The following is a 17,534-nucleotide window of genomic DNA, read 5'->3' on the forward strand; positions in this document are numbered from 1 at the left end:
CAACGATGTGGACTGACACCACTCGGGCGCAATATGCACGCTCTGGGCTGGCTTTGCCAAGCGATTTGACCGACGGGGAATGGGGGTTGTTAGAGCCTTTTTTTCCACCGCCATCATTGGTGGGCCGCCCGCGCAAATGGCCGATGCGACGGATTGTCGAGGCGATGCTATATCTTCTCAGAGGCGGTCTGCCATGGCGGATGCTGCCCCCTGGCTTTCTGAAATTTGCGAATGACCCAAGCGCCCTTTGGTCCGGAAATTTCCGAGATCTCGCAGCCAGTGTAACGCGGATGGCAACTCTCTCTCCTGAGGGCAGAATTGGCCGCGAAACAGTCGATCTCGAAATCATGAAGTTGGACCGGCTTTGGCAGGGCGGCAACGTGGCCGCCGGTGACGGACTCGAGATTCTGTTTAGTGAAGAGAAGCTCGACACTCTTGATCCATTTGATCGTGTGCAGTTGGCGGAAGTCATCCGCGTAAGCCGCGAAAGCAGATCAATGTCCGAAGCTGGACGAACTCTCTTCGCTTCTTCTCGGAAACGTCGCAAGACTGCAAATGATGCTGACCGCCTCAAAAAATATCTCGCCCGCTTTCATCTAACTTGGGCCGAAATCAGTGCGGAGTCATAATCACTCATGAAAACCATATTGTTCGATATTGACGGAACTCTAGCAGATATTGAGCATAGGCGTGGCCATCTGGAAAAGGACAAACCGGATTGGAAATCTTTCAATGCTGAAATGGGCGGCGATACTCCCAATGCGCCTGTCGTGTTGTTGTACAAATCCCTTTGGGCTGTGGGTTTGCATGAATTGATCTTGGTGACTGGGCGGAATGAACGTTCGAGGGAGTTGACCGAACAATGGCTCGCCTGGAATGAGATTCCATTTGGTCAAATTCTGATGCGACCTGACAATGATTTCAGAGCAGATCATATTATCAAGGAAGAGCTGCTTCACGGCCTTTTGGCGGACGGTAAAAAGATCGAATTTGTTGTCGATGATCGTCAGCAAGTAGTCGATATGTGGCGCCGAAACGGGATTACTTGTCTGCAGTGTGATATTGGTGATTTCTGATCACTGATTGGAGTTCGGGTTTTCCGTAGAAAAATGTGTCCAAGTGTCGGGAATAATCCACCGGAACTGACTGAACCACCTCGCATTCGGGCTTTTTTAATGCCACCGCATTTTGAAAACACTTTTTTGCCGGTTTGAGACTGGGACGGCATTTCTAGCCTGAAGTCTCGCTGGAATCAGTCTCTGTATTTGAAACGCGGGTTCGAGTTTGGCTAAGCCTCGCGAATAGCGGCACGAAATTCCCTCAAAAACTGTATTAAGTTATGGATATAAAAAGAAAATATGCGTGGTGACCCCTACGGGATTCGAACCCGTATTTCAGCCGTGAAAGGGCCGCGTCCTAACCCTTAGACGAAGGGGCCATACCAAATGCTGGTCAGCGAGCCACGGCCATTAGGGGTGTGACCGGCTTTGGTCAACCCTCTTTTCGCCGGATTTCGGGGGCTGTCGTTGCGGGGCAAGGTCAATCGGCCCAGGCGGCATCTTCCAGATGGATTTCGGCCGCCGGACGGCTGCCCCAGTCGTCGATCTTGGCCCGGCCGGCGATCCATAATTTGCGCCCGCGCGGAGCGCCGAGCAGGGCCTGGCCGAGGTCGCTCGCCGCCGCGCGAAAGGCAATCGTCTTGATCGAGGCGCCGTCATCGCCGCCGACAATCATCCGGACATGATCGGTGCCGACAATATCGCATTTGATGATTCGAACCGGACCGGTGGCAATCCGCGGGGCCGGCCAGCCCATGCCATAGGGTCCGGCTCCGTCCATCGCTTCGACCATCAGCGGGTTGACGCCCTTGGGCGAAAGCACCGCGTCGAGCAGCAGCGTCTTGCCATCCTGCGCCTTGCCAACGCTGTCGGCGAGCCGGTTGTTGAGAAATTCCGAAAATTCATCCACCTTGGCCGCTTCGACGGTGATCCCTGCCGCCATCGCATGACCGCCACCGGCGATCAGCAGGCCGCTGTCCTTGGCGGCGATGATCGCCGCGCCGAGATCGATACCGGAAATCGAGCGGCCCGAACCCTTGCCGATGCCCTGGTCGTCGAGCGCGATGATGATCGCCGGTCGGTTCAGCTTCTCCTTGATCCGCCCCGCGACAATGCCGATGACGCCCGGATGCCAGCCGGTGGCGGAGAGCACCGCGACCGCCTGATTCTGCTGCGACGAACACATCGCTTCCGCTTCCTCGAGCACAAAGGCCTCAATCGCCCGGCGTTCCTGATTGAGATGGTCGAGTTCGGCGGCGATGGCCCGGGCTTCCTCGGGGTCTTCCGTGGTCAGCAGCCGCACGCCGAGGTCTGACTTGCCGACCCGGCCGCCAGCATTGATCCGGGGACCGAGGGCAAAGCCGAGATCCGAGCAGATCGGCGCCCGCTTCAGACGGCTGGCGTCGATCAGCGCCGACAGGCCGATATTCTGACGCCCGGCCAGGACCTTGAGGCCCTGCGCGACAAAGGCGCGGTTGAGGCCGCGCAGCTGCGCGACATCGGCGACCGTGCCTAAGGCGACGATGTCCAGCAACTCGAGTAATTTGGGTTCGGCGCGATTTTGGAAATAGCCCTGGTTGCGCAGCGTCCGGACCAGCGCCGCACCGAGCAGAAAAGCCATGCCGACGGCAGCAAGATGGCCATGTTCCGCGCCGGCAGCGCTCTCGTCCAGCCGGTTCGGATTGACCAGAGCGACGGTCTGGGGCAACTCGGCCGCGCATTTGTGATGGTCGACCACGATCACCTCGACACCGGCGTCGTGGGCCATCGCCAGCGCTTCGAAGGCCATGGCGCCGCAATCGACGGTGACCACCAGGTCGCAGCCCTGTTCGCCGAGCCTGACCAGCGCCTCGCCGGACGGGCCATAGCCCTCCATCAATCGGTCGGGGATATAATAGCCCGCCGGCAGCCCGAGATCCCGGAGCAAGCGGATGAGCAAGGCGGCGCTGGTCGCTCCGTCGACATCATAATCGCCGAAGATCGTGACCCTCTCGCCTTTGCGGATGGCTTCGGCCAGCCGGTCTGCGGCCCGGTCCATGTCCTGAAAGACCGAGGGATCCGGCATGAAGCCCCGGATCGTCGGGTCGCGGTTGATCGCCAGCGTATCGCGGCTCACGCCCCGCGCCATCAGCAACTGGGTCACCAGATCATCCGGCTGGAATCCCGGATCGCGCGCGTCGGCGCTGGTGCTGCGCCAGCGCCAGCTCTGGCCGGACAGGGAATTTTCAACATTCAATACTGCATTCATCGTCCGCGCTATGCGTGAAAGCTGCGGCGCTGACAATCGGTCTGTTTGTTGCTAGGGAGCGAGAGATGAAAAAGCTGCTGATCGTCTATTATAGCTATACCGGCGGCACCGCCCAGATGGTCGAGGCTGCTGCCGAGGCCGGGCGGGGCGAGGAAGGCACGGCATTGCGCGTGATGCGGGCTGCCGATTGCGAGCCCGCCGACATGCTGGATGCGGATGGCTATATTTTCGCCACACCGGAAAATCTGGCGGCGATCGCCGGGGTGATGAAAGCCTTTTTTGACCGATGCTATTATCCGCTACTCGGAAAAATCGAGGGACGTCCCTATGCCGCGATGATCTGTGCCGGATCGGATGGCGAAAATGCAAGACGCCAGCTGGAACGGATCGCGACCGGCTGGCGGCTCAAAAAGGTGATCGACACGCCGATCATCTGTACCCATGCGCAAAGCGAGGAAGCGATACTCGCTGCCAAGACGATCGGTGACGATGATCTCGAGCGCTGCGCAGAAATCGGCGCAACGCTGTCGGCGGGACTGGCAATGGGTATTTTCTAGATCAGCGCGCGCACCCGCCGCTGCAGGACCGGGATCACATCTGCCTCAAACCAGGGATTGGCCTTGAACCAGCGGATATTGCGCGGGCTGGGATGGGGCAGGGGCAAGAGGTCGGGCCAGAATTCCGGCCAGCGCTGAACGGTCTGCGTGAGTGTCCGGGATTGCCGTTCTCCCAGATGCCAGCTCAGCGCATATTGGCCCAGCAACAGGGTGAGCTGGATATTCGGCAAGGCCTGCAGCAGCGGCTTGCGCCATGCTGGTGCACATTCCGGTCGGGGTGGCAGATCGCCGCCCGCGCCGGTCCCGGGATAGCAAAGGCCCATGGGGATGATTGCAAAAATGTCCGGATCGTAAAATTGATCTTCGGACACGCCGAGCCAGGCGCGCAGCCGCTTGCCGCTGGCATCGTCAAAGGGCCGGCCTTTTTCATGGGTCTTGCTGCCCGGGGCCTGTCCGACAATCAGGATATTGGCATCTTTACCGGCTTGCAGCAGCGGTCGGGGACCAAGCGGCAGGCCGGAACAGATCGTGCAGGAGCGGACTTCTGCCAGTAGGTCATCCAGTTGTCGGTCGTTGTGCTGCATGGACTCTGGTCAGGTTTGGCAATCAGTTCGGTTTGCGACGACAAACCGCAATATGATCAGGTTTGGGATTTTCGGGATCGGGTTCGAGCGCGAAAACATGCAAAAGCCTGGTCGGAACGCGGTTGGTTGCCTTGTCCGTGGTGCCGTTGATGACCGCGGCGAAATCGGTGCAGGCGAGCGCGCTGCGCAGATAGTCGCTATGGCCGGTCTGATCACGGCTGATCGCCGTGGTGTCGATGATGGTCAGCCCGCTCTTGTCCGGCGGCGTGTCATATTCGGCTTTCGCGGCATAGCATCTTTCCGGATAGCCCTGTTCCCGCAGCGAAATTGCCTCGAACGGGTCAAAACAGTCCGGACGTCCCAGTCGCGGATAGCCGTGAATATTATATGCCAGACCGAGCGCCCGGTCCTTCGCCGACAGATAGACGGTAATCCGCCGGTCATTATTGACTCGCCGCATGGTCAGCACGGTTTCGGCAATGTCGCGCTCGAAATCCTGACGGTCGATATCCGGTGACGCGAGAATGATGTTTGAAATATTGCTTGAATCTGCATTGCTGCTGTTGCGATCGACAAATTCAATCGCCGGAATCACCAGGCGTACCCCTAGCGAATGGGCAACGACAATGATCTCCTTCGTCCAGGGCTGTTGCGCCAACCGGGTCAGAAAGTTCCGAAACTGGCGTTCATTATAATACATATTGGTTTCGTCAGCGGCATATTTCAGAACCTCGCCCTGCGACGGCCAGCTATAATGGACCATCGGTATTTCCAGTCCGGAAAGCCGAGCGATTTGCGCGCTGTCACGGGCGCTGGTGAAAAATGTTTCCCGGAATCCGTGAACATATAGCAGGATACGGCCGTCCCGCTTTTGCGCTTCCGCGGCAAGATCGTCCCACCATTGCTGGTTACCGTTCAGCGCAAAGGGAATCACTTCCTGTGTTTTGGTCTTGCCTTTCGCATTTGCGATCTCTTTCGCAACCGGATCGCCAAAGCGCCCATATCGGACGACGTCGCTTCGCTGGCTGAGCAGCGTGACCGGTTCTGACCGGCAATCCGGCAAGCGACTGGTCACCGCAAAATAGGGCTTGTCCGACAGCATTTCGACCGGCTGCTCGACCGGACGGCAGCGCTCGTTGGCAACATATTCGCCATGCGGGATATCGCCATAGCGCACCGGAGAGATACAGGCACTTACCAGGATCGGTAACAGGATGAGGCAGAAGCGTAGCTTTCTGGCCTGCCGCATGAGCCATTCCGGCACGGTCATGTGCATCAGCTTTTGCGATGCTCGCTTTTCACCCAGCGCACGGTGCCGGACGAAGCGCGCATGACAACGCTTTCCGTCGTCATCTTGCCGCCGCGCAATTTCTTGACGCCTTCCAGCAGCGAACCATGGGTGACACCGGTCGCAGCAAAGATCACGTCGCCTTTGGCCAGTTCCTTCAGATCATAGATTTTGTCGAGATCCTCGATGCCCCATTTATAGGCGCGCTGTCGTTCATCATCGTTGCGGAACAAGAGCCGGCCCTTGAACTGGCCGCCGACACAGCGGAGCGCCGCGGCTGCCAGCACGCCTTCCGGAGCGCCGCCGCTGCCCATATACATATCGATGGTCGTGTCTTCGTCGGTGGTGGCGATCACGCCGGCAACATCGCCATCGGGGATCAATACGATGCCGCAGCCGATGCCGCGCAATTCAGCAATAATCTTGTCGTGCCGCGGCCGGTCGAGCACGCAGACGATGATATCGGCCGGTTCAACGCCTTTTTCTTTGGCAACCGCCGCGACATTGTCGGTGACCGACTTGTCGAGATCGATGATGCCGGGCGAATAGCCGGGTCCGACGGCAAGCTTGTCCATATAGACGTCAGGCGCGTTCAGCAGGTTGCCCTTTTCCGCAATGGCAAGAACGGCCAGCGCATTGGCTCCGGCCTTGGCGGTGATGGTCGTCCCTTCCAGCGGATCCAGGGCGATATCGATCGCCGGCGCTTCGCCTTCACAGCCGCGTCCGACCTTCTCGCCGATGAAAAGCATCGGTGCCTCGTCGCGTTCGCCTTCGCCGATGACCACGGTGCCGCAGATATCGAGTTCGTTCAATGCTGCGCGCATCGCTTCGACGGCGGCAGCATCCGCTGCCTTTTCATCGCCGCGGCCAATCAGATTGGCTGCCGATATCGCCGCCGCTTCGGTGACGCGGACCATTTCCATAACCAGTACCCGGTCCAATATGTCGCTTGCTTTGGGCATATTTTCGATTAGTCCTTCTGAGAGGTGTGAATTTTGAACTCTCGATAGGGGAGCAATATTGCAATGTCGAGACAGGTTTTCCTGATCCTGCTGCTGATATCATCGACGGCACCGGCACAGAATATCCAGCCGGTCGATCGAACGTGGCAAATGATGGAAAACGCGAGGCAATTGGCGGCTGTTGATGCAGATGGCTGCCTGCTGTATCGCCCCACCGACGAGATTGTGGTTTGCGGCATCCCGGAAATCGACCGCCAGCAACGATTGCCCTTTCCCGCCTTGGCGGCAGAGGCAGGCGAGAGAATTCGCGAGCCACTGCCCAGGGCCAATCCTGAAATTGTCCAGCAGGGCCGCTGTTATGTGACCATGGACGAGCGCAACTGTTTCAAGGGCCTGTCTGTCATCAGTACCACGTTTGGCGGCAGTGGCAGCGGTCTGGGCGGCCCGGCTGGCCGTATTTGGCAAGCGGTCCAGCCCGATGTGCCGGACGAGGATTATGTCAAGCAGGCGATGATCAGGCCGCTGGCGCCCAAGAGCGGGGAATGATCAATCCTGATCGCTTAGCAAGTGCATCACGACGGGAACCGCCTGCAAGCTCGTGGAACTTGACAGGGCAGCGAGGCTTTCCGACACGTTGCGCTCGCGGCTGTCATGCGTGACCATCGAGATCAGCACTGAACCTTCCTCGGTTTTCTCGGTCTGGATAAGACTTTCGATCGACACATTGGCATCGCGCATCGCTGCGGTAATTTCCGCCAGAACGCCGGGTCTGTCAGCAACGATGAAACGCACATAGCTCTTGCCGATCCGGTTGCCGCTCTCGGCCCGTTCGCAGACTTCCATCTTGCTGGCAGGCGCAGCAAAAACGGTGCCCGCGTCGCCCCGTGCGATGTCAATGAGATCGGCGACAACCGCAGAGGCGGTCGGCCCTTCGCCTGCCCCCGCCCCCTGGAACATCAGGCGACCGGAAAAATTGCCCTCGGCGACCACGGCATTGGTTGATCCTTCGATATGGGCCAGCGGATGGCTTTCGGGCACCAGATAGGGATTGACCCGCTGGAATAATTTGCCGTCATCGATACGGGCCATGCCGAGCAGGCGGATGCGATAGCCCAGCGCCTTGGCCTGGCTGATGTCGGCCGCCATGATGTGGCGAATGCCGTCGATTTCCACGCCGCCGAAATCGAGCGCCTTGCCAAAGGACAATGCGGCCAGAATGGCCAGCTTGTGCGCAGCATCGACGCCGTCAATGTCAAAGCCGGGATCTGCTTCGGCATAGCCTATCTGCTGCGCCTCCTTCAGGACGTCATCAAAAGCATGACCGTGTTTCTCCATCTCGGTCAGGATATAGTTGCAGGTTCCGTTGAGAATACCGTAAACCCGTTCGATCCGGTTGGCCGAAGCGCCGTCGCGCAGCCCCTTGATCACCGGGATGCCCCCGGCGACGGCGGCTTCATATCTGAGCGACAGATTGCCGGTTTCGGCGGTCTTGGCCAGTTCCATTCCGTGATGCGCGATCATCGCCTTGTTGGCGGTAACGAACGACTTGCCTGCCGCCAGGCTCTTGCGCGCCAGCTCCAGCGCCGTGCCATCGGAACCGCCGATCATTTCCACGACGCAGTCGACATCCTCATGATCGGCCAGTGAGCCGGGCTGGTCGAACCAGGGATAAGCGGTCAGATCGATGCCGCGGTCACGATTCCGGTCGCGGGCAGAAATGGCGGTTACGACAATGGGCCGGCCAGCCCGTTGTGCGATCATCGCGCCATTTTCTTCGATGAGACGGATCACGCCGGTCCCGACGGTGCCCAGTCCAGCGAGCGCGATGCGAAGCGGAACAGTCATGGTCATTGGCCTCTTTGCATTGGGGGAGGATTGTTGGCGCCTTATTAGCGCCGCCCTCCGCAAATGCCAGTATTAGTTCGGGAATGTCAGGGCTGACGTGATCTGGGACAGTCGCCAAGATCGCGAAGCACCAACTGATAGTCATCGCGCGCCCGCTGGGCGTTGGCCGGGGTATCGCTGGTCACGGCGCTGGCCGGCAATTGCCGGGGTAGAAAACAGGCCAGCCGGTACCACAGCAGGCTGTTTCTGACCGGCGCGCGGGCGGCCTCGTCGACAATCTCGCCCAGCGAAACGGCCCAGAATTTCCGCTGACCATCCCGTTTGAGCACGGTGATCGAAATGGGTGAGCCGGACACGGTTTCCATGAATATCTGGGTTTCGCCTTCGCCGATGATGGTGCCGGGCACGTGAAACGCGCTGCCGATCCGGGAAATCGTCGGTGCTGCGTCCGGACTGACCAACTCACGGACCACCGATCGGACCTGCCGTTCGCGTTCGGCTGTCCAGGCAATCTGGGCATCCCCGGCTACCAGCTGGACATCGTCGCTGCCGCTGCCGGCGGGACGGCGGGCGAATATTATGAAATTCTGCTTCTTGATCTTGGGCGCCCGTCCGCGCTCGTCAAGGGGCAGGTCGATGATGTAGCGAATCGTTTCACCGACCCCGCTCTGACCACGAATCAGGGCATTGGTAGACCCGATAATATAAAAGCGCTGGGTTCCCGCAGGGGCATTTGGCGCACGCTCAGGGTTGACTTTGATCGCTTGCTTAACCGTAATGTTAATAATGATAGGTGCATCCGCACTGAGGTCGGCGATGTCGGCATATTGCAAAGAATCACCTTGCGTGATGGCCTGAGAAAAAGCTGGAAAAACCCCAATTTGACTTGAAAACAGGGTGAAGGCGAACATCAGAATTGGGCGCATGATTTTCTCTGCATCTGGAATTGAAGATGGCGGATTTTAGCGCCTATTGTAGGTCTTTGACAGCTTAATCGACCCTGAACCAACAAAGCGATTGCCTGCTAGGAAGTCTCACGTTAAAACAAATTTAAGATGGCTTTCAAGCGAACGAAAAGTTGTCATGGGGATAATAAGGGTCGCGAAGCTTTCCAAAGCCTCTCGATTTTTGTCTGGAACTTCAGCAATGGAGTATACTACCTTGTGATGGGGAAAAAGGAGTTACATTTCTGAATGGCTTATGCTGACCAAGAGATGAGTTCGAGCAAGATCATATCGATCTTTCTTGTGATAATCATTCACCTGTTACTTGGCTATGCGCTAGTCACCGGGCTAGCCTATCAGGCCGTCACGAAGGTTGCATCGCAACTGGACATGATTGATATTGACGAAGAGATACCGGAAGAGCCGGAAGAACTGCCTCCGCCTCCGCCAGATCAGCCGATAGAGCCACCTCCGGTGGTCTCGCCTCCGCCGATTGTCGCGCCTGTAGTCGCGCCACGGCCGGTCATACAATCGGTTCCCACGGCGCCACCTCCGCCTCGTCCAATCGCAGCGCCTCCAGCGCCTCCGCCGCCCGCACCGCCTCCGCCACCGCCACAGCGGGCGAATCCGGAAGCGCGTGGTAATCCGGGAAGCTGGGCCAATGCGAATGACTATCCGTCACGGGCTCTGCGCGAGGAGCGGGAAGGCACGACGCGTTTCCGGCTGACCGTAGACGCCGACGGCCGGGTTTCTGATTGCCAGGTCACAGGGTCCAGTGGACATGCTGACCTGGATGACGCCGCCTGCAAGAACTTGACGCGACGTGCGCGTTTCAGACCTGCTCTGGACTCTCAGGGCAACCCTACAACCGGTACCTATTCCAACGCCGTGCGTTGGCAGATACCCAAATAACGTAAACTGGGAAGGGCATGTGAAAATGCCCTTCCCGCATCATTTTTTGCAATTAATTTATCCTGAGGGGAATGTTAAAATGTTGATTGAAATTTTGGCCGCTGGTGCAGAAGCACCACAAAACGCTTTCGGTTTCTGGGAATCCATGGAACAGGGCGGTGCTATCGCATGGTTCGTTCTTGCAGTTCTGACGATCATGTCCGTTTCATCCTTCTATATTCTGTTTTCGAAACTGTTCGAACAGAACAAGATCATGAAGCAGGGCGATGCCATGCGCACGACGTTCTGGCGTGCGGGAAGCCTCAAGGAAGGCGCCGCGAAACTGGACAAGAATTCCGCTTACCGTCAAATCGTTGATGACGCGATCAAGGCTGATGCCGACCATGCCAAATTGACCGATCCGGTTGAAGCGCATGACTGGCTGCACGGATCGATCGAACGTTCTCAGGATATGATCAAGTCCAAGCTTGCTGTAGGCTTGCCCTGGTTGGCAACGGTTGGTGCGACCTCTCCGTTTATCGGCCTGTTCGGTACGGTTATCGGTATCTATCGCGCCCTGATCAAAATCGGCATCGCCGGCCAGGCATCGATCGACGCGGTTGCTGGTCCGGTTGGTGAAGCCTTGATCATGACCGCCCTTGGTCTTGGTGTGGCGGTTCCGGCCGTTCTGGCCTACAACTGGCTGCAGGGACGCAACAAGCGGATCGGTGAACAGCTTGCTTCCTTCTCCAACGACGTTCTGGGCTATATGGCTTCGGACGGCGGCGTTAAGCCAATCGCCACCTCAGCCGGTGGTGCCAAGGCGGCTCCTGCACCGATTGCAACGACTGCCGGTGGTGTGAAGACGCCTCCTGCGCCTACCAACAAGAAATAAGCCGTGGGCCGGGTTGCTAGCCAGATATTGGGCTGGCAACCTGGCCAACGCACGACGAGGGGGCCTTCGCTCCCTTCAGATGGTTTAGTTTTGAGAGGATAGAATCCTATGGCGATGAATGTAGGGGGCGGTGGCGGAGCGGATACTCCTCTATCCGACATTAATACAACCCCACTCGTGGACGTTATGCTGGTCCTGCTGATCATTTTTCTGATCGCGGTTCCGGTGGTTATCCAGACTGTGGAGCTCGAACTTCCGGTGCTTCCTTTTGAAGTGACCACGACAAAGCGCGAGAATGTGCTGTTGTCAATCACGACGACGGATGCCGCAGGACGTGACCCGGGTGATCCCGAATATTCAGGAGCCACTCCAGGTGGCAACTGCCGCGTATACTGGAACACCACCCCGATCGATTCTACCGAATTGGTCACCAGAGCGGTGAAGCAGCTGGAGGATCAGATTGAATCCTTCGGTGGAGTCGAGAATATGACACCGGAAGATATGCCGGAGGTCCATATCCGCGGTGACATCAATACGCCCTATAAGTGTATTGGCGGCGCTATTTACACGATGCAGCGCGCAGGCTTTGCAAAAGTGGGCTTTCTGTCCACGCCGATTGCTGTCGAATAGTTTGACGGCAATTAGAGTTATTAAAGGTTAAGGAGACGCACGAATGGCAATGAGTGGCGGAAACGATGATGGCGAGCCTATGATGGAGATGAACACGACGCCGCTCATCGACGTCTTGTTGGTTCTTCTCATCATGTTCATCATCACAATCCCGGTGCAAACGCACGCGGTTAAAATCGACCTGCCGGTCTCGGATAACAGCGATCCACCACCTGACTTTGTCGATCCGGTGAAAAACCGTCTCGGGATCACGGCAACCAATCAGATTACCTGGAATGAAAGCCCGGTTTCGCTGAATCAGATCAAGCAATATCTGGCGCAGACAAAATCGATGGTGCCGGAACCCGAGCTGCAATTTCAGCCCGACCCGCTGAGCGCTTATCTGACCACCGACCAGACTTTGGCGGTGATCAAGGACAGCGGTGTGACCAAATTCGGTTTTGTCGGCAACGAACAATATGGCAGCTTCAACAAAGCCAGCCGACCACCGAACTAGGTTTCCCGAACAGATTCAAAAAAGGGGCCGCGATGTGAATTCGCGGCCCTTTTCTTTGTCCGGAATAGGGGCAGGAGATCAGGCCTCTGGTTCAGACAGGTGATAAGGTGATCATCGCGGGCAAATGGCGCAGGTTGGAACGGCCACGAGATTCGGAATAGACGCCTGTATCAGTCTCGCCATAGGTCATAGTGGGCTTGGTATCGCATTCCCCAATGGCAGGTCGATGTCAGGTCGCTGGTCGTGCATGGTGCTTCTGGCGTTGTCAGTTCGCTGCATGTCCTGCGGGAATATGTCCGGCGCCGCATCGATAGCGCTGCCTGACTGGAACAGGCGCTAGGCGTTCGTCTTCGGTCGGCCGCTCTCGGCGCTGCTGAACTGTAGTTCAGCAAGCCGGGCATAGAGGCCGTTCTTCGTAATCAGGCTGTCATGGTCGCCCTGTTCGACGATCCTGCCCTCGTCCATCACGATGATCCGGTCGGCCGACCGGACCGTCGCCAGCCGATGGGCGATGACGATAGTAGTGCGATCCCGCATCAGATGATCGAGCGCGTCCTGCACCAGCTTTTCGCTTTCCGCATCGAGCGCCGACGTGGCCTCGTCCAGCAGCAGGATCGGCGTATTGCGGAGCAGCGCGCGGGCGATGGATATGCGCTGACGCTGGCCGCCGGAAAGGCGGGTTCCCGCCTCGCCCATGAAACTGTCCAGTCCTTCGGGCAGCGCCCGCAGAAATTTCTCGGCATTGGCGACGCGCGCGGCCTCCCAGATTTCGTCGTCAGTCGCTTCCCATTTGCCATAGCGCAAATTGTCTCGGGCAGAGGCAGCAAAGAGCACGGTTTCCTGCGGCACCAGGGCCATCCGCTTCCTGATTTCGGCCGGATCGGCAGAGGGCAGGGCGACGCCGTCAATGCGGACAGAGCCGCTTTGCGGATCGTAGAAACGCTGGGCCAGCTGAAACAGGGTCGATTTCCCGGCCCCGGAGGGGCCAACCACCGCGACGGTCTCCCCCGGAGAAACGGAAAGCGAGAAATTGCCGAGCGCCTGCGTATCAAGCCGTGTCGGGTAACAGAATGTGACATTATCGAAAGCGATCTGACCGCGCGACGGTACCGGCAGAGAGATCGGGTTTTCGGGTGCGGCAATGCCCGGCTTTTCGGACAGCAGTTCCGCCAGCCGTCCAGCTGCCCCGGCGCCGCGGAGCAGATCGCCATAGACTTCGGTCAGCGCGCCGAAGGCTCCCGCAACCAGGCCGCCGGTGATGACGAAAGCGGCAATCGTGCCGCCGGAGATGGTGCCCTCTGCCACGCCGATGGCGCCGCGCCACATCAGCATGGTGATACCGGTGAAAATCAGACCGATCACGATCGCGGTCATCGCCGCCCGCAGCCGGGTCCGGCGCTTGGCGGTGTCAAAGGTTGATTCGACCGCACCGCCGAACCGTTCATGCTCGCGCTTTTCCTGCCCGCAGGCCTGGACAATTTTCATGGCACCCAGGGTTTCGGCGATCATTGCCCCGACATCGGCGACCCGGTCCTGGCTGAACCGGGATACGTTGGTCAGCTTGCGGCCGATGAAGACGATCGGCAGGATGATGACCGGAATGGCCAGCAGCAGTCCGGCGGTCAGCGTCGGCGCGAGGGTGAAGAGATAGATGATCCCGCCAATCCCGATGACGATATTGCGCAGGGCTACCGACACGGTGGTGCCGACGACCTGCTCGATAATCGCGGTATCGGCGGTCATCCGCGATGCAATTTCCGATGGCCGGTTTTCTTCGAAAAAGCCCGGCGCCAGTCGCAACAGATTGTCCTGCACGGCGAGCCGAAGGTCGGCGACCACCCGCTCGCCCAGCCAGCTGACAAAATAGAAGCGCATGGCCGTAGCGACCGCGAGAACCGCGACGATCCCCAAAAGCCCCTGAAAATAAGGCGCGATATCACCGTTTCCCGCCATGAAGCCTTTGTCGATGATCGTCTTGAAACCGGCCGGTATCGCCAGCGTTGCCATGGCGGCAATGAAAAGCGCCAGCAAAGCGAAAGAAATTTCTTTCGGATAGGCGACCGCGCGTTCGAACACCATGCGCAGATTGCCAATTTTCTTTAGCGGTGCGGCAGGCGTGTCAATTTCGCCGGAAGGGGTTTTTTCGTTCATGAGCAAGCGCCTAGCAGTCCGTCCTATTTGTCACAATCAAATGGTTCGTTCGGTTTCGAGCGGGAGACGCCCGTTCAAACAAGATGGCGATGAAGCCGAAAATACCAAGGGCAGTGGTCATCATTTCCGGAACCCGGCCATGCGGCGGCATAAGACTGGTCAAACGACCAAAAATTGCTAGAAGCATAGGGTTTCCAGCCCTGTGTCTCCCAGCGATTCGCATAAATTTTCGATCAAGGATGCTGCCTCTGTGAATCAGATTGCTTCAAAAGGTCAGCTAAGAATGTCCTTGTTGCGGTGGATATTGTTCATCGTTCCGATTACCGTGCTGCTTGGCTTCACCTTCAGCCAATTTGCCAATAGCGGCGACGAGAATCGCTGGTTCCAGGCGTTGACCAAGCCGGCGGCACAACCACCGGGTCCGGCATTTGGTGCAGCTTGGGCCGTGCTATATATCATGATGGGGACAGCTCTGGCGATGGTTCTGCACGCGCGGGGCGCGCCGCTGCGCGTGCCTGCGATCATCCTGTACCTGACCCAATTTGCCTTGAATCTGTTCTGGCCCATCCTGTTTTTCGGGATGCATCAGGTGACTGCCGCTTTCTGGCTTCTCGTCATTATTTTTGTGGTGGCGCTGGCCACGACCCTGGTTTTTGGCCGGGTTCGCAAGGCGGCAGCCTGGTTGATGGTTCCCTATCTCGCCTGGCTTTGTTTCGCCGCAGCCCTCAATATGGAGATCGATATACTGAATCCGGGGGCGGAAACCCTTGTCGTTCCGGCTGCGAGAACCCAGATATAGAGAATATCTTTTCAAGGCCGGACAGGCCAGTGACGGAGTTTAAGGAAATGCAGAGCCAGAACCGATTTTTCGATGATCTTTCCAAAGTTCTGAACGGGCTTGCCGGGACCGTAGCGGGCGTGGGCCGCGAGGCCGAGGCCGGTGCAAGAGAACGCGCCAAGGAATGGTTTGGCGGCATGGATTTCGTGTCGCGCGATGAATTTGAAGCCGTGAAGGAAATGGCGGCCAAGGCGCGGGCAGAAGCTGATGCGCTGAAGAAGCGAGTCGATGCTCTGGAAAAGGGTGCGAGCGCTCCGGCCAAGCAACCTGCAGCCAAACGCGCTGCAACAGCCAAGCCGGCAGCAAAAAAGCCGGCGGCGTCGAAAACGGCGGGTCGCAAGTCCACTCCGCCCCAGAGCGAGGGCTGATCCTGCCGCTGATCATGAATTGATCGCCGTTCATTATCCACAGCGTTCCCACAAACAATGTGCGGGCCAGCGGTCGGTTGCCTTGCCCTGATCGGACCGGTGCGCCACTAAGCTCTTATTTGCAAAGGATCTGGAACCGCAATGCTTGACGACCAATGGGAAGAGCTTGATCAGGATGAAGCACCCCCCGTGGATATGCTTGCGGCCTTTTTCGAGGCGCGGGGCTGGTCGGTCAACCATGTCGGCGACGACGAACTGTCGGTCGAGATAAAGGGTAATTGGACCAGCTATCAGCTGCGTGCGATCTGGCGGGACGAGGATCATGTCCTGCAAATCCTGCTGCTGCCGGAACTGCGGGTACCGGACGAGAAGAAGTCTGTCATTTACGAAACGCTGGGATTGATCAACGAACAGCTCTGGCTGGGTCATTTCGATCTTTGGTCGAACAACAATATCCTGCTGTTTCGCCACGCCACCTTGCTTGGTGGCAGCGGCATGCTGGGTCTCGATCAGGCGCAGACGATCGTCGATCTGGCGATCGAAGAATGGGAGCGCTTCTACCCGGTGTTCCAGTTTGTCCTGTGGAGCGACAAGAGCCCGCAGGATGCCATCGAGCATGCGATGGTGGACACCGCCGGCGAGGCCTGATGCCTTGCTCGTGCCGCATCTGCCAACCGGATGCGTCACTATCGGTCAAACCATTTTCCAGACTTCACCCGTACGGCGTTCAGGCCGACAGCAGCTGCTCTATCGGACAGCGGGCAACGTCCTCCGCCGGACGTGAGAGATAGAATTCGGCCAGCAGGCTTCCTTCGCTCTCCTGACCTGCGGGATCGATACCGCGCTCACATAGTTGCTCGAGCACTTGTTCCTGCTCCTCCGTAGAGGAGAAATGGCGCTGAGGAAATGTTTGGCCTTCCAGCTTTTCGGTCACATAGCCCCACTCGCTCAGCGATTTTGCGATAGGCTCGAAGGGGAACAGTCGCAGCACGAAATTTCCCATCCATGGCGCCTGTCCCTGGGTAACCGCCGGCAACAGCCGGTCAAAGCTCTTCTCGGTCACATAGCCGACGCATCCTGTCGATGTTACCAAGTCGATAGGTGCCAACTTTTCCTTCGCCACTTCGGGTAGCGGGTCCGTTTCAAGATTGATGACGATATCTTCGTCAAGAAGACCGGCATCCTTGGCGAATGCAGTAGCAGACGCGGCCAGGTCGATACCGACCATCTCGATATCGGCCGGTTCATCAAGATCACGCATGAACTCTCGGTTGTGCGCGGCGACTTCTTCCGCCGTCGCGCCGAGCAGCGCTTCATTTCCCCAATGGTGATAAAGGTCGGACATCGAGAGGTCATATTTCAACATGGCAGCATTGATTCCGTACGAACAGCCGAGGTCGAGGACGTGGATGGTGCCGTTTTTCCGATACCGGAGGTGAGAAATCAGCTTTTGGAAAATCGGTTTGGCGAGGTCAGGGATTGCATAGTCGAGCTTCCCTAGCTCGCCGAAATAATTCCGTGGATCAGGCTCATCATAGATATAGTCCAGATTGGCTTTGGCTTCATTAATTTCCTCAAAGGCAGCTTCGGCTGTCATCGCTTCTCTCTCAATAACGGGTTTCCCACTTTTCCGATGATCCTAGGGTCAGGACCTATTAAATGGCTTGCATGATGCGTTGAGATTTGATTCAATGGCGGCATCAGGAGGTGCCGCTTGTGGATGATCTGTTTTTGCTGAGTGAGGCGCAGATGCGCCGGATTGAGCCATATTTCCCGCTA

At 57.9% G+C, this 17,534-nt stretch carries 18 protein-coding genes, 1 tRNA gene and 1 pseudogene; 11 read left to right on the forward strand and 9 right to left on the reverse strand.

Annotation, left to right across the window (positions count from 1 at the left end; translation table 11 throughout):
* Positions 1-5: 5 nt before the first annotated feature.
* Positions 6-218: pseudogene (locus ACEW8J_RS07700) on the forward strand (transposase); the annotation flags it as partial.
* Positions 219-635: 417 nt separating this feature from the next.
* Entirely contained in the window at positions 636-1,076 is a 441-nt protein-coding gene (locus ACEW8J_RS07705) for a hypothetical protein (RefSeq protein ID WP_373491055.1), read from the forward strand.
* 287 nt (positions 1,077-1,363) lie between these two features.
* Here the strand turns inward: ACEW8J_RS07705 and ACEW8J_RS07710 are convergent.
* Positions 1,364-1,438 (reverse strand) — tRNA-Glu (locus ACEW8J_RS07710).
* Between the two features lie 101 nt (positions 1,439-1,539).
* Entirely contained in the window at positions 1,540-3,306 is a 1,767-nt protein-coding gene (gene recJ / locus ACEW8J_RS07715; RefSeq protein WP_373491056.1) for a single-stranded-DNA-specific exonuclease RecJ, read from the reverse strand.
* Between the two features lie 65 nt (positions 3,307-3,371).
* On the opposite strand from recJ, the gene ACEW8J_RS07720 reads away from it, so the two are divergent.
* Positions 3,372-3,863 (forward strand): flavodoxin family protein, encoded by a 492-nt coding sequence (locus tag ACEW8J_RS07720; protein WP_373491057.1) that lies wholly within the window; start codon positions 3,372-3,374, stop codon positions 3,861-3,863.
* Here ACEW8J_RS07720 and ACEW8J_RS07725 read toward each other — a convergent pair.
* From ACEW8J_RS07725 to glpX, 3 genes are read right to left on the reverse strand one after another with little or no spacing between them, the layout of a single operon-like run.
* Positions 3,860-4,447 carry a uracil-DNA glycosylase family protein gene (locus tag ACEW8J_RS07725; RefSeq protein WP_373491058.1) on the reverse strand — a complete coding sequence of 196 codons (588 nt, stop codon included), beginning with the start codon at positions 4,445-4,447 and terminating at the stop codon, positions 3,860-3,862. The genes ACEW8J_RS07720 and ACEW8J_RS07725 overlap by 4 nt on opposite strands.
* Positions 4,448-4,469: 22 nt before the next feature.
* On the reverse strand, positions 4,470-5,723 hold the full coding sequence (locus ACEW8J_RS07730; RefSeq protein ID WP_373491059.1) for an alpha/beta hydrolase: 1,254 nt from the start codon (positions 5,721-5,723) through the stop codon (positions 4,470-4,472).
* Positions 5,723-6,697: a class II fructose-bisphosphatase gene (gene glpX / locus ACEW8J_RS07735; protein WP_373491060.1), complete on the reverse strand. Its 975-nt coding sequence runs from the start codon at positions 6,695-6,697 to the stop codon at positions 5,723-5,725. The genes ACEW8J_RS07730 and glpX overlap by 1 nt, the downstream gene beginning before the upstream one ends.
* Positions 6,698-6,760: 63 nt before the next feature.
* Between glpX and ACEW8J_RS07740 the strand changes: the two genes are divergently transcribed.
* Entirely contained in the window at positions 6,761-7,243 is a 483-nt protein-coding gene (locus tag ACEW8J_RS07740) for a hypothetical protein (protein ID WP_373491061.1), read from the forward strand.
* Here the strand turns inward: ACEW8J_RS07740 and ACEW8J_RS07745 are convergent, their stop codons facing one another.
* A complete protein-coding gene (locus tag ACEW8J_RS07745; RefSeq protein WP_373491062.1) occupies positions 7,244-8,542 on the reverse strand; it encodes a homoserine dehydrogenase in 1,299 nt (432 codons plus the stop codon). It abuts the gene before it with no gap.
* Positions 8,543-8,628: 86 nt separating this feature from the next.
* On the reverse strand, positions 8,629-9,375 hold the full coding sequence (locus tag ACEW8J_RS07750) for a hypothetical protein (protein ID WP_373491063.1): 747 nt from the start codon (positions 9,373-9,375) through the stop codon (positions 8,629-8,631).
* 360 nt (positions 9,376-9,735) lie between these two features.
* Here ACEW8J_RS07750 and ACEW8J_RS07755 point away from each other — a divergent pair, with 360 nt between their 5' ends.
* The 4 genes from ACEW8J_RS07755 (at position 9,736) to ACEW8J_RS07770 (ending at position 12,398) form a co-directional block, all read left to right on the forward strand.
* On the forward strand, positions 9,736-10,398 hold the full coding sequence (locus ACEW8J_RS07755) for an energy transducer TonB (RefSeq protein WP_373491064.1): 663 nt from the start codon (positions 9,736-9,738) through the stop codon (positions 10,396-10,398).
* Between the two features lie 79 nt (positions 10,399-10,477).
* On the forward strand, positions 10,478-11,272 hold the full coding sequence (locus ACEW8J_RS07760; RefSeq protein WP_373491074.1) for a MotA/TolQ/ExbB proton channel family protein: 795 nt from the start codon (positions 10,478-10,480) through the stop codon (positions 11,270-11,272).
* Positions 11,273-11,380: 108 nt separating this feature from the next.
* Positions 11,381-11,902 (forward strand): ExbD/TolR family protein, encoded by a 522-nt coding sequence (locus ACEW8J_RS07765; RefSeq protein WP_373491065.1) that lies wholly within the window; start codon positions 11,381-11,383, stop codon positions 11,900-11,902.
* Positions 11,903-11,945: 43 nt separating this feature from the next.
* On the forward strand, positions 11,946-12,398 hold the full coding sequence (locus ACEW8J_RS07770; protein WP_373491066.1) for an ExbD/TolR family protein: 453 nt from the start codon (positions 11,946-11,948) through the stop codon (positions 12,396-12,398).
* 336 nt (positions 12,399-12,734) lie between these two features.
* On the opposite strand, the gene ACEW8J_RS07775 is transcribed toward ACEW8J_RS07770, so the two are convergent.
* Positions 12,735-14,549 (reverse strand): ABC transporter transmembrane domain-containing protein, encoded by a 1,815-nt coding sequence (locus tag ACEW8J_RS07775; RefSeq protein WP_373491067.1) that lies wholly within the window; start codon positions 14,547-14,549, stop codon positions 12,735-12,737.
* A gap of 250 nt (positions 14,550-14,799) precedes the next feature.
* Here ACEW8J_RS07775 and ACEW8J_RS07780 point away from each other — a divergent pair, with 250 nt between their 5' ends.
* The 3 genes from ACEW8J_RS07780 to ACEW8J_RS07790 all read left to right on the forward strand — a co-directional run bounded on the left by ACEW8J_RS07780 (position 14,800) and on the right by ACEW8J_RS07790 (position 16,403).
* Complete coding sequence (locus tag ACEW8J_RS07780; protein ID WP_373491068.1) at positions 14,800-15,348, forward strand: TspO/MBR family protein; 549 nt, start codon at positions 14,800-14,802, stop codon at positions 15,346-15,348.
* A gap of 47 nt (positions 15,349-15,395) precedes the next feature.
* Entirely contained in the window at positions 15,396-15,755 is a 360-nt protein-coding gene (locus ACEW8J_RS07785; protein ID WP_373491075.1) for an accessory factor UbiK family protein, read from the forward strand.
* A gap of 141 nt (positions 15,756-15,896) precedes the next feature.
* Entirely contained in the window at positions 15,897-16,403 is a 507-nt protein-coding gene (locus ACEW8J_RS07790; RefSeq protein ID WP_373491069.1) for a YbjN domain-containing protein, read from the forward strand.
* Positions 16,404-16,482: 79 nt separating this feature from the next.
* Here the strand turns inward: ACEW8J_RS07790 and ACEW8J_RS07795 are convergent, their stop codons facing one another.
* Complete coding sequence (locus ACEW8J_RS07795; protein ID WP_373491070.1) at positions 16,483-17,352, reverse strand: hypothetical protein; 870 nt, start codon at positions 17,350-17,352, stop codon at positions 16,483-16,485.
* Positions 17,353-17,534 lie beyond the last annotated feature (182 nt).

The organism is Parasphingorhabdus sp. (assembly GCF_041748495.1).
GTDB lineage: Bacteria > Pseudomonadota > Alphaproteobacteria > Sphingomonadales > Sphingomonadaceae > Parasphingorhabdus.

What these genes read in the sequence shown, in the direction of transcription:
- ACEW8J_RS07705 (WP_373491055.1), top strand. Translation starts at nt 636, where the DNA reads ATGAAAACCATATTGTTCGATATTGACGGAACTCTAGCAGATATTGAG.
- recJ (WP_373491056.1), bottom strand. Translation starts at nt 3,306, where the DNA reads ATGAATGCAGTATTGAATGTTGAAAATTCCCTGTCCGGCCAGAGCTGG.
- ACEW8J_RS07720 (WP_373491057.1), top strand. Translation starts at nt 3,372, where the DNA reads ATGAAAAAGCTGCTGATCGTCTATTATAGCTATACCGGCGGCACCGCC.
- ACEW8J_RS07725 (WP_373491058.1), bottom strand. Translation starts at nt 4,447, where the DNA reads ATGCAGCACAACGACCGACAACTGGATGACCTACTGGCAGAAGTCCGC.
- ACEW8J_RS07730 (WP_373491059.1), bottom strand. Translation starts at nt 5,723, where the DNA reads ATGCACATGACCGTGCCGGAATGGCTCATGCGGCAGGCCAGAAAGCTA.
- glpX (WP_373491060.1), bottom strand. Translation starts at nt 6,697, where the DNA reads ATGCCCAAAGCAAGCGACATATTGGACCGGGTACTGGTTATGGAAATG.
- ACEW8J_RS07740 (WP_373491061.1), top strand. Translation starts at nt 6,761, where the DNA reads ATGTCGAGACAGGTTTTCCTGATCCTGCTGCTGATATCATCGACGGCA.
- ACEW8J_RS07745 (WP_373491062.1), bottom strand. Translation starts at nt 8,542, where the DNA reads ATGACTGTTCCGCTTCGCATCGCGCTCGCTGGACTGGGCACCGTCGGG.
- ACEW8J_RS07755 (WP_373491064.1), top strand. Translation starts at nt 9,736, where the DNA reads ATGGCTTATGCTGACCAAGAGATGAGTTCGAGCAAGATCATATCGATC.
- ACEW8J_RS07760 (WP_373491074.1), top strand. Translation starts at nt 10,478, where the DNA reads ATGTTGATTGAAATTTTGGCCGCTGGTGCAGAAGCACCACAAAACGCT.
- ACEW8J_RS07765 (WP_373491065.1), top strand. Translation starts at nt 11,381, where the DNA reads ATGGCGATGAATGTAGGGGGCGGTGGCGGAGCGGATACTCCTCTATCC.
- ACEW8J_RS07770 (WP_373491066.1), top strand. Translation starts at nt 11,946, where the DNA reads ATGGCAATGAGTGGCGGAAACGATGATGGCGAGCCTATGATGGAGATG.
- ACEW8J_RS07775 (WP_373491067.1), bottom strand. Translation starts at nt 14,549, where the DNA reads ATGAACGAAAAAACCCCTTCCGGCGAAATTGACACGCCTGCCGCACCG.
- ACEW8J_RS07785 (WP_373491075.1), top strand. Translation starts at nt 15,396, where the DNA reads ATGCAGAGCCAGAACCGATTTTTCGATGATCTTTCCAAAGTTCTGAAC.
- ACEW8J_RS07790 (WP_373491069.1), top strand. Translation starts at nt 15,897, where the DNA reads ATGCTTGACGACCAATGGGAAGAGCTTGATCAGGATGAAGCACCCCCC.
- ACEW8J_RS07795 (WP_373491070.1), bottom strand. Translation starts at nt 17,352, where the DNA reads ATGACAGCCGAAGCTGCCTTTGAGGAAATTAATGAAGCCAAAGCCAAT.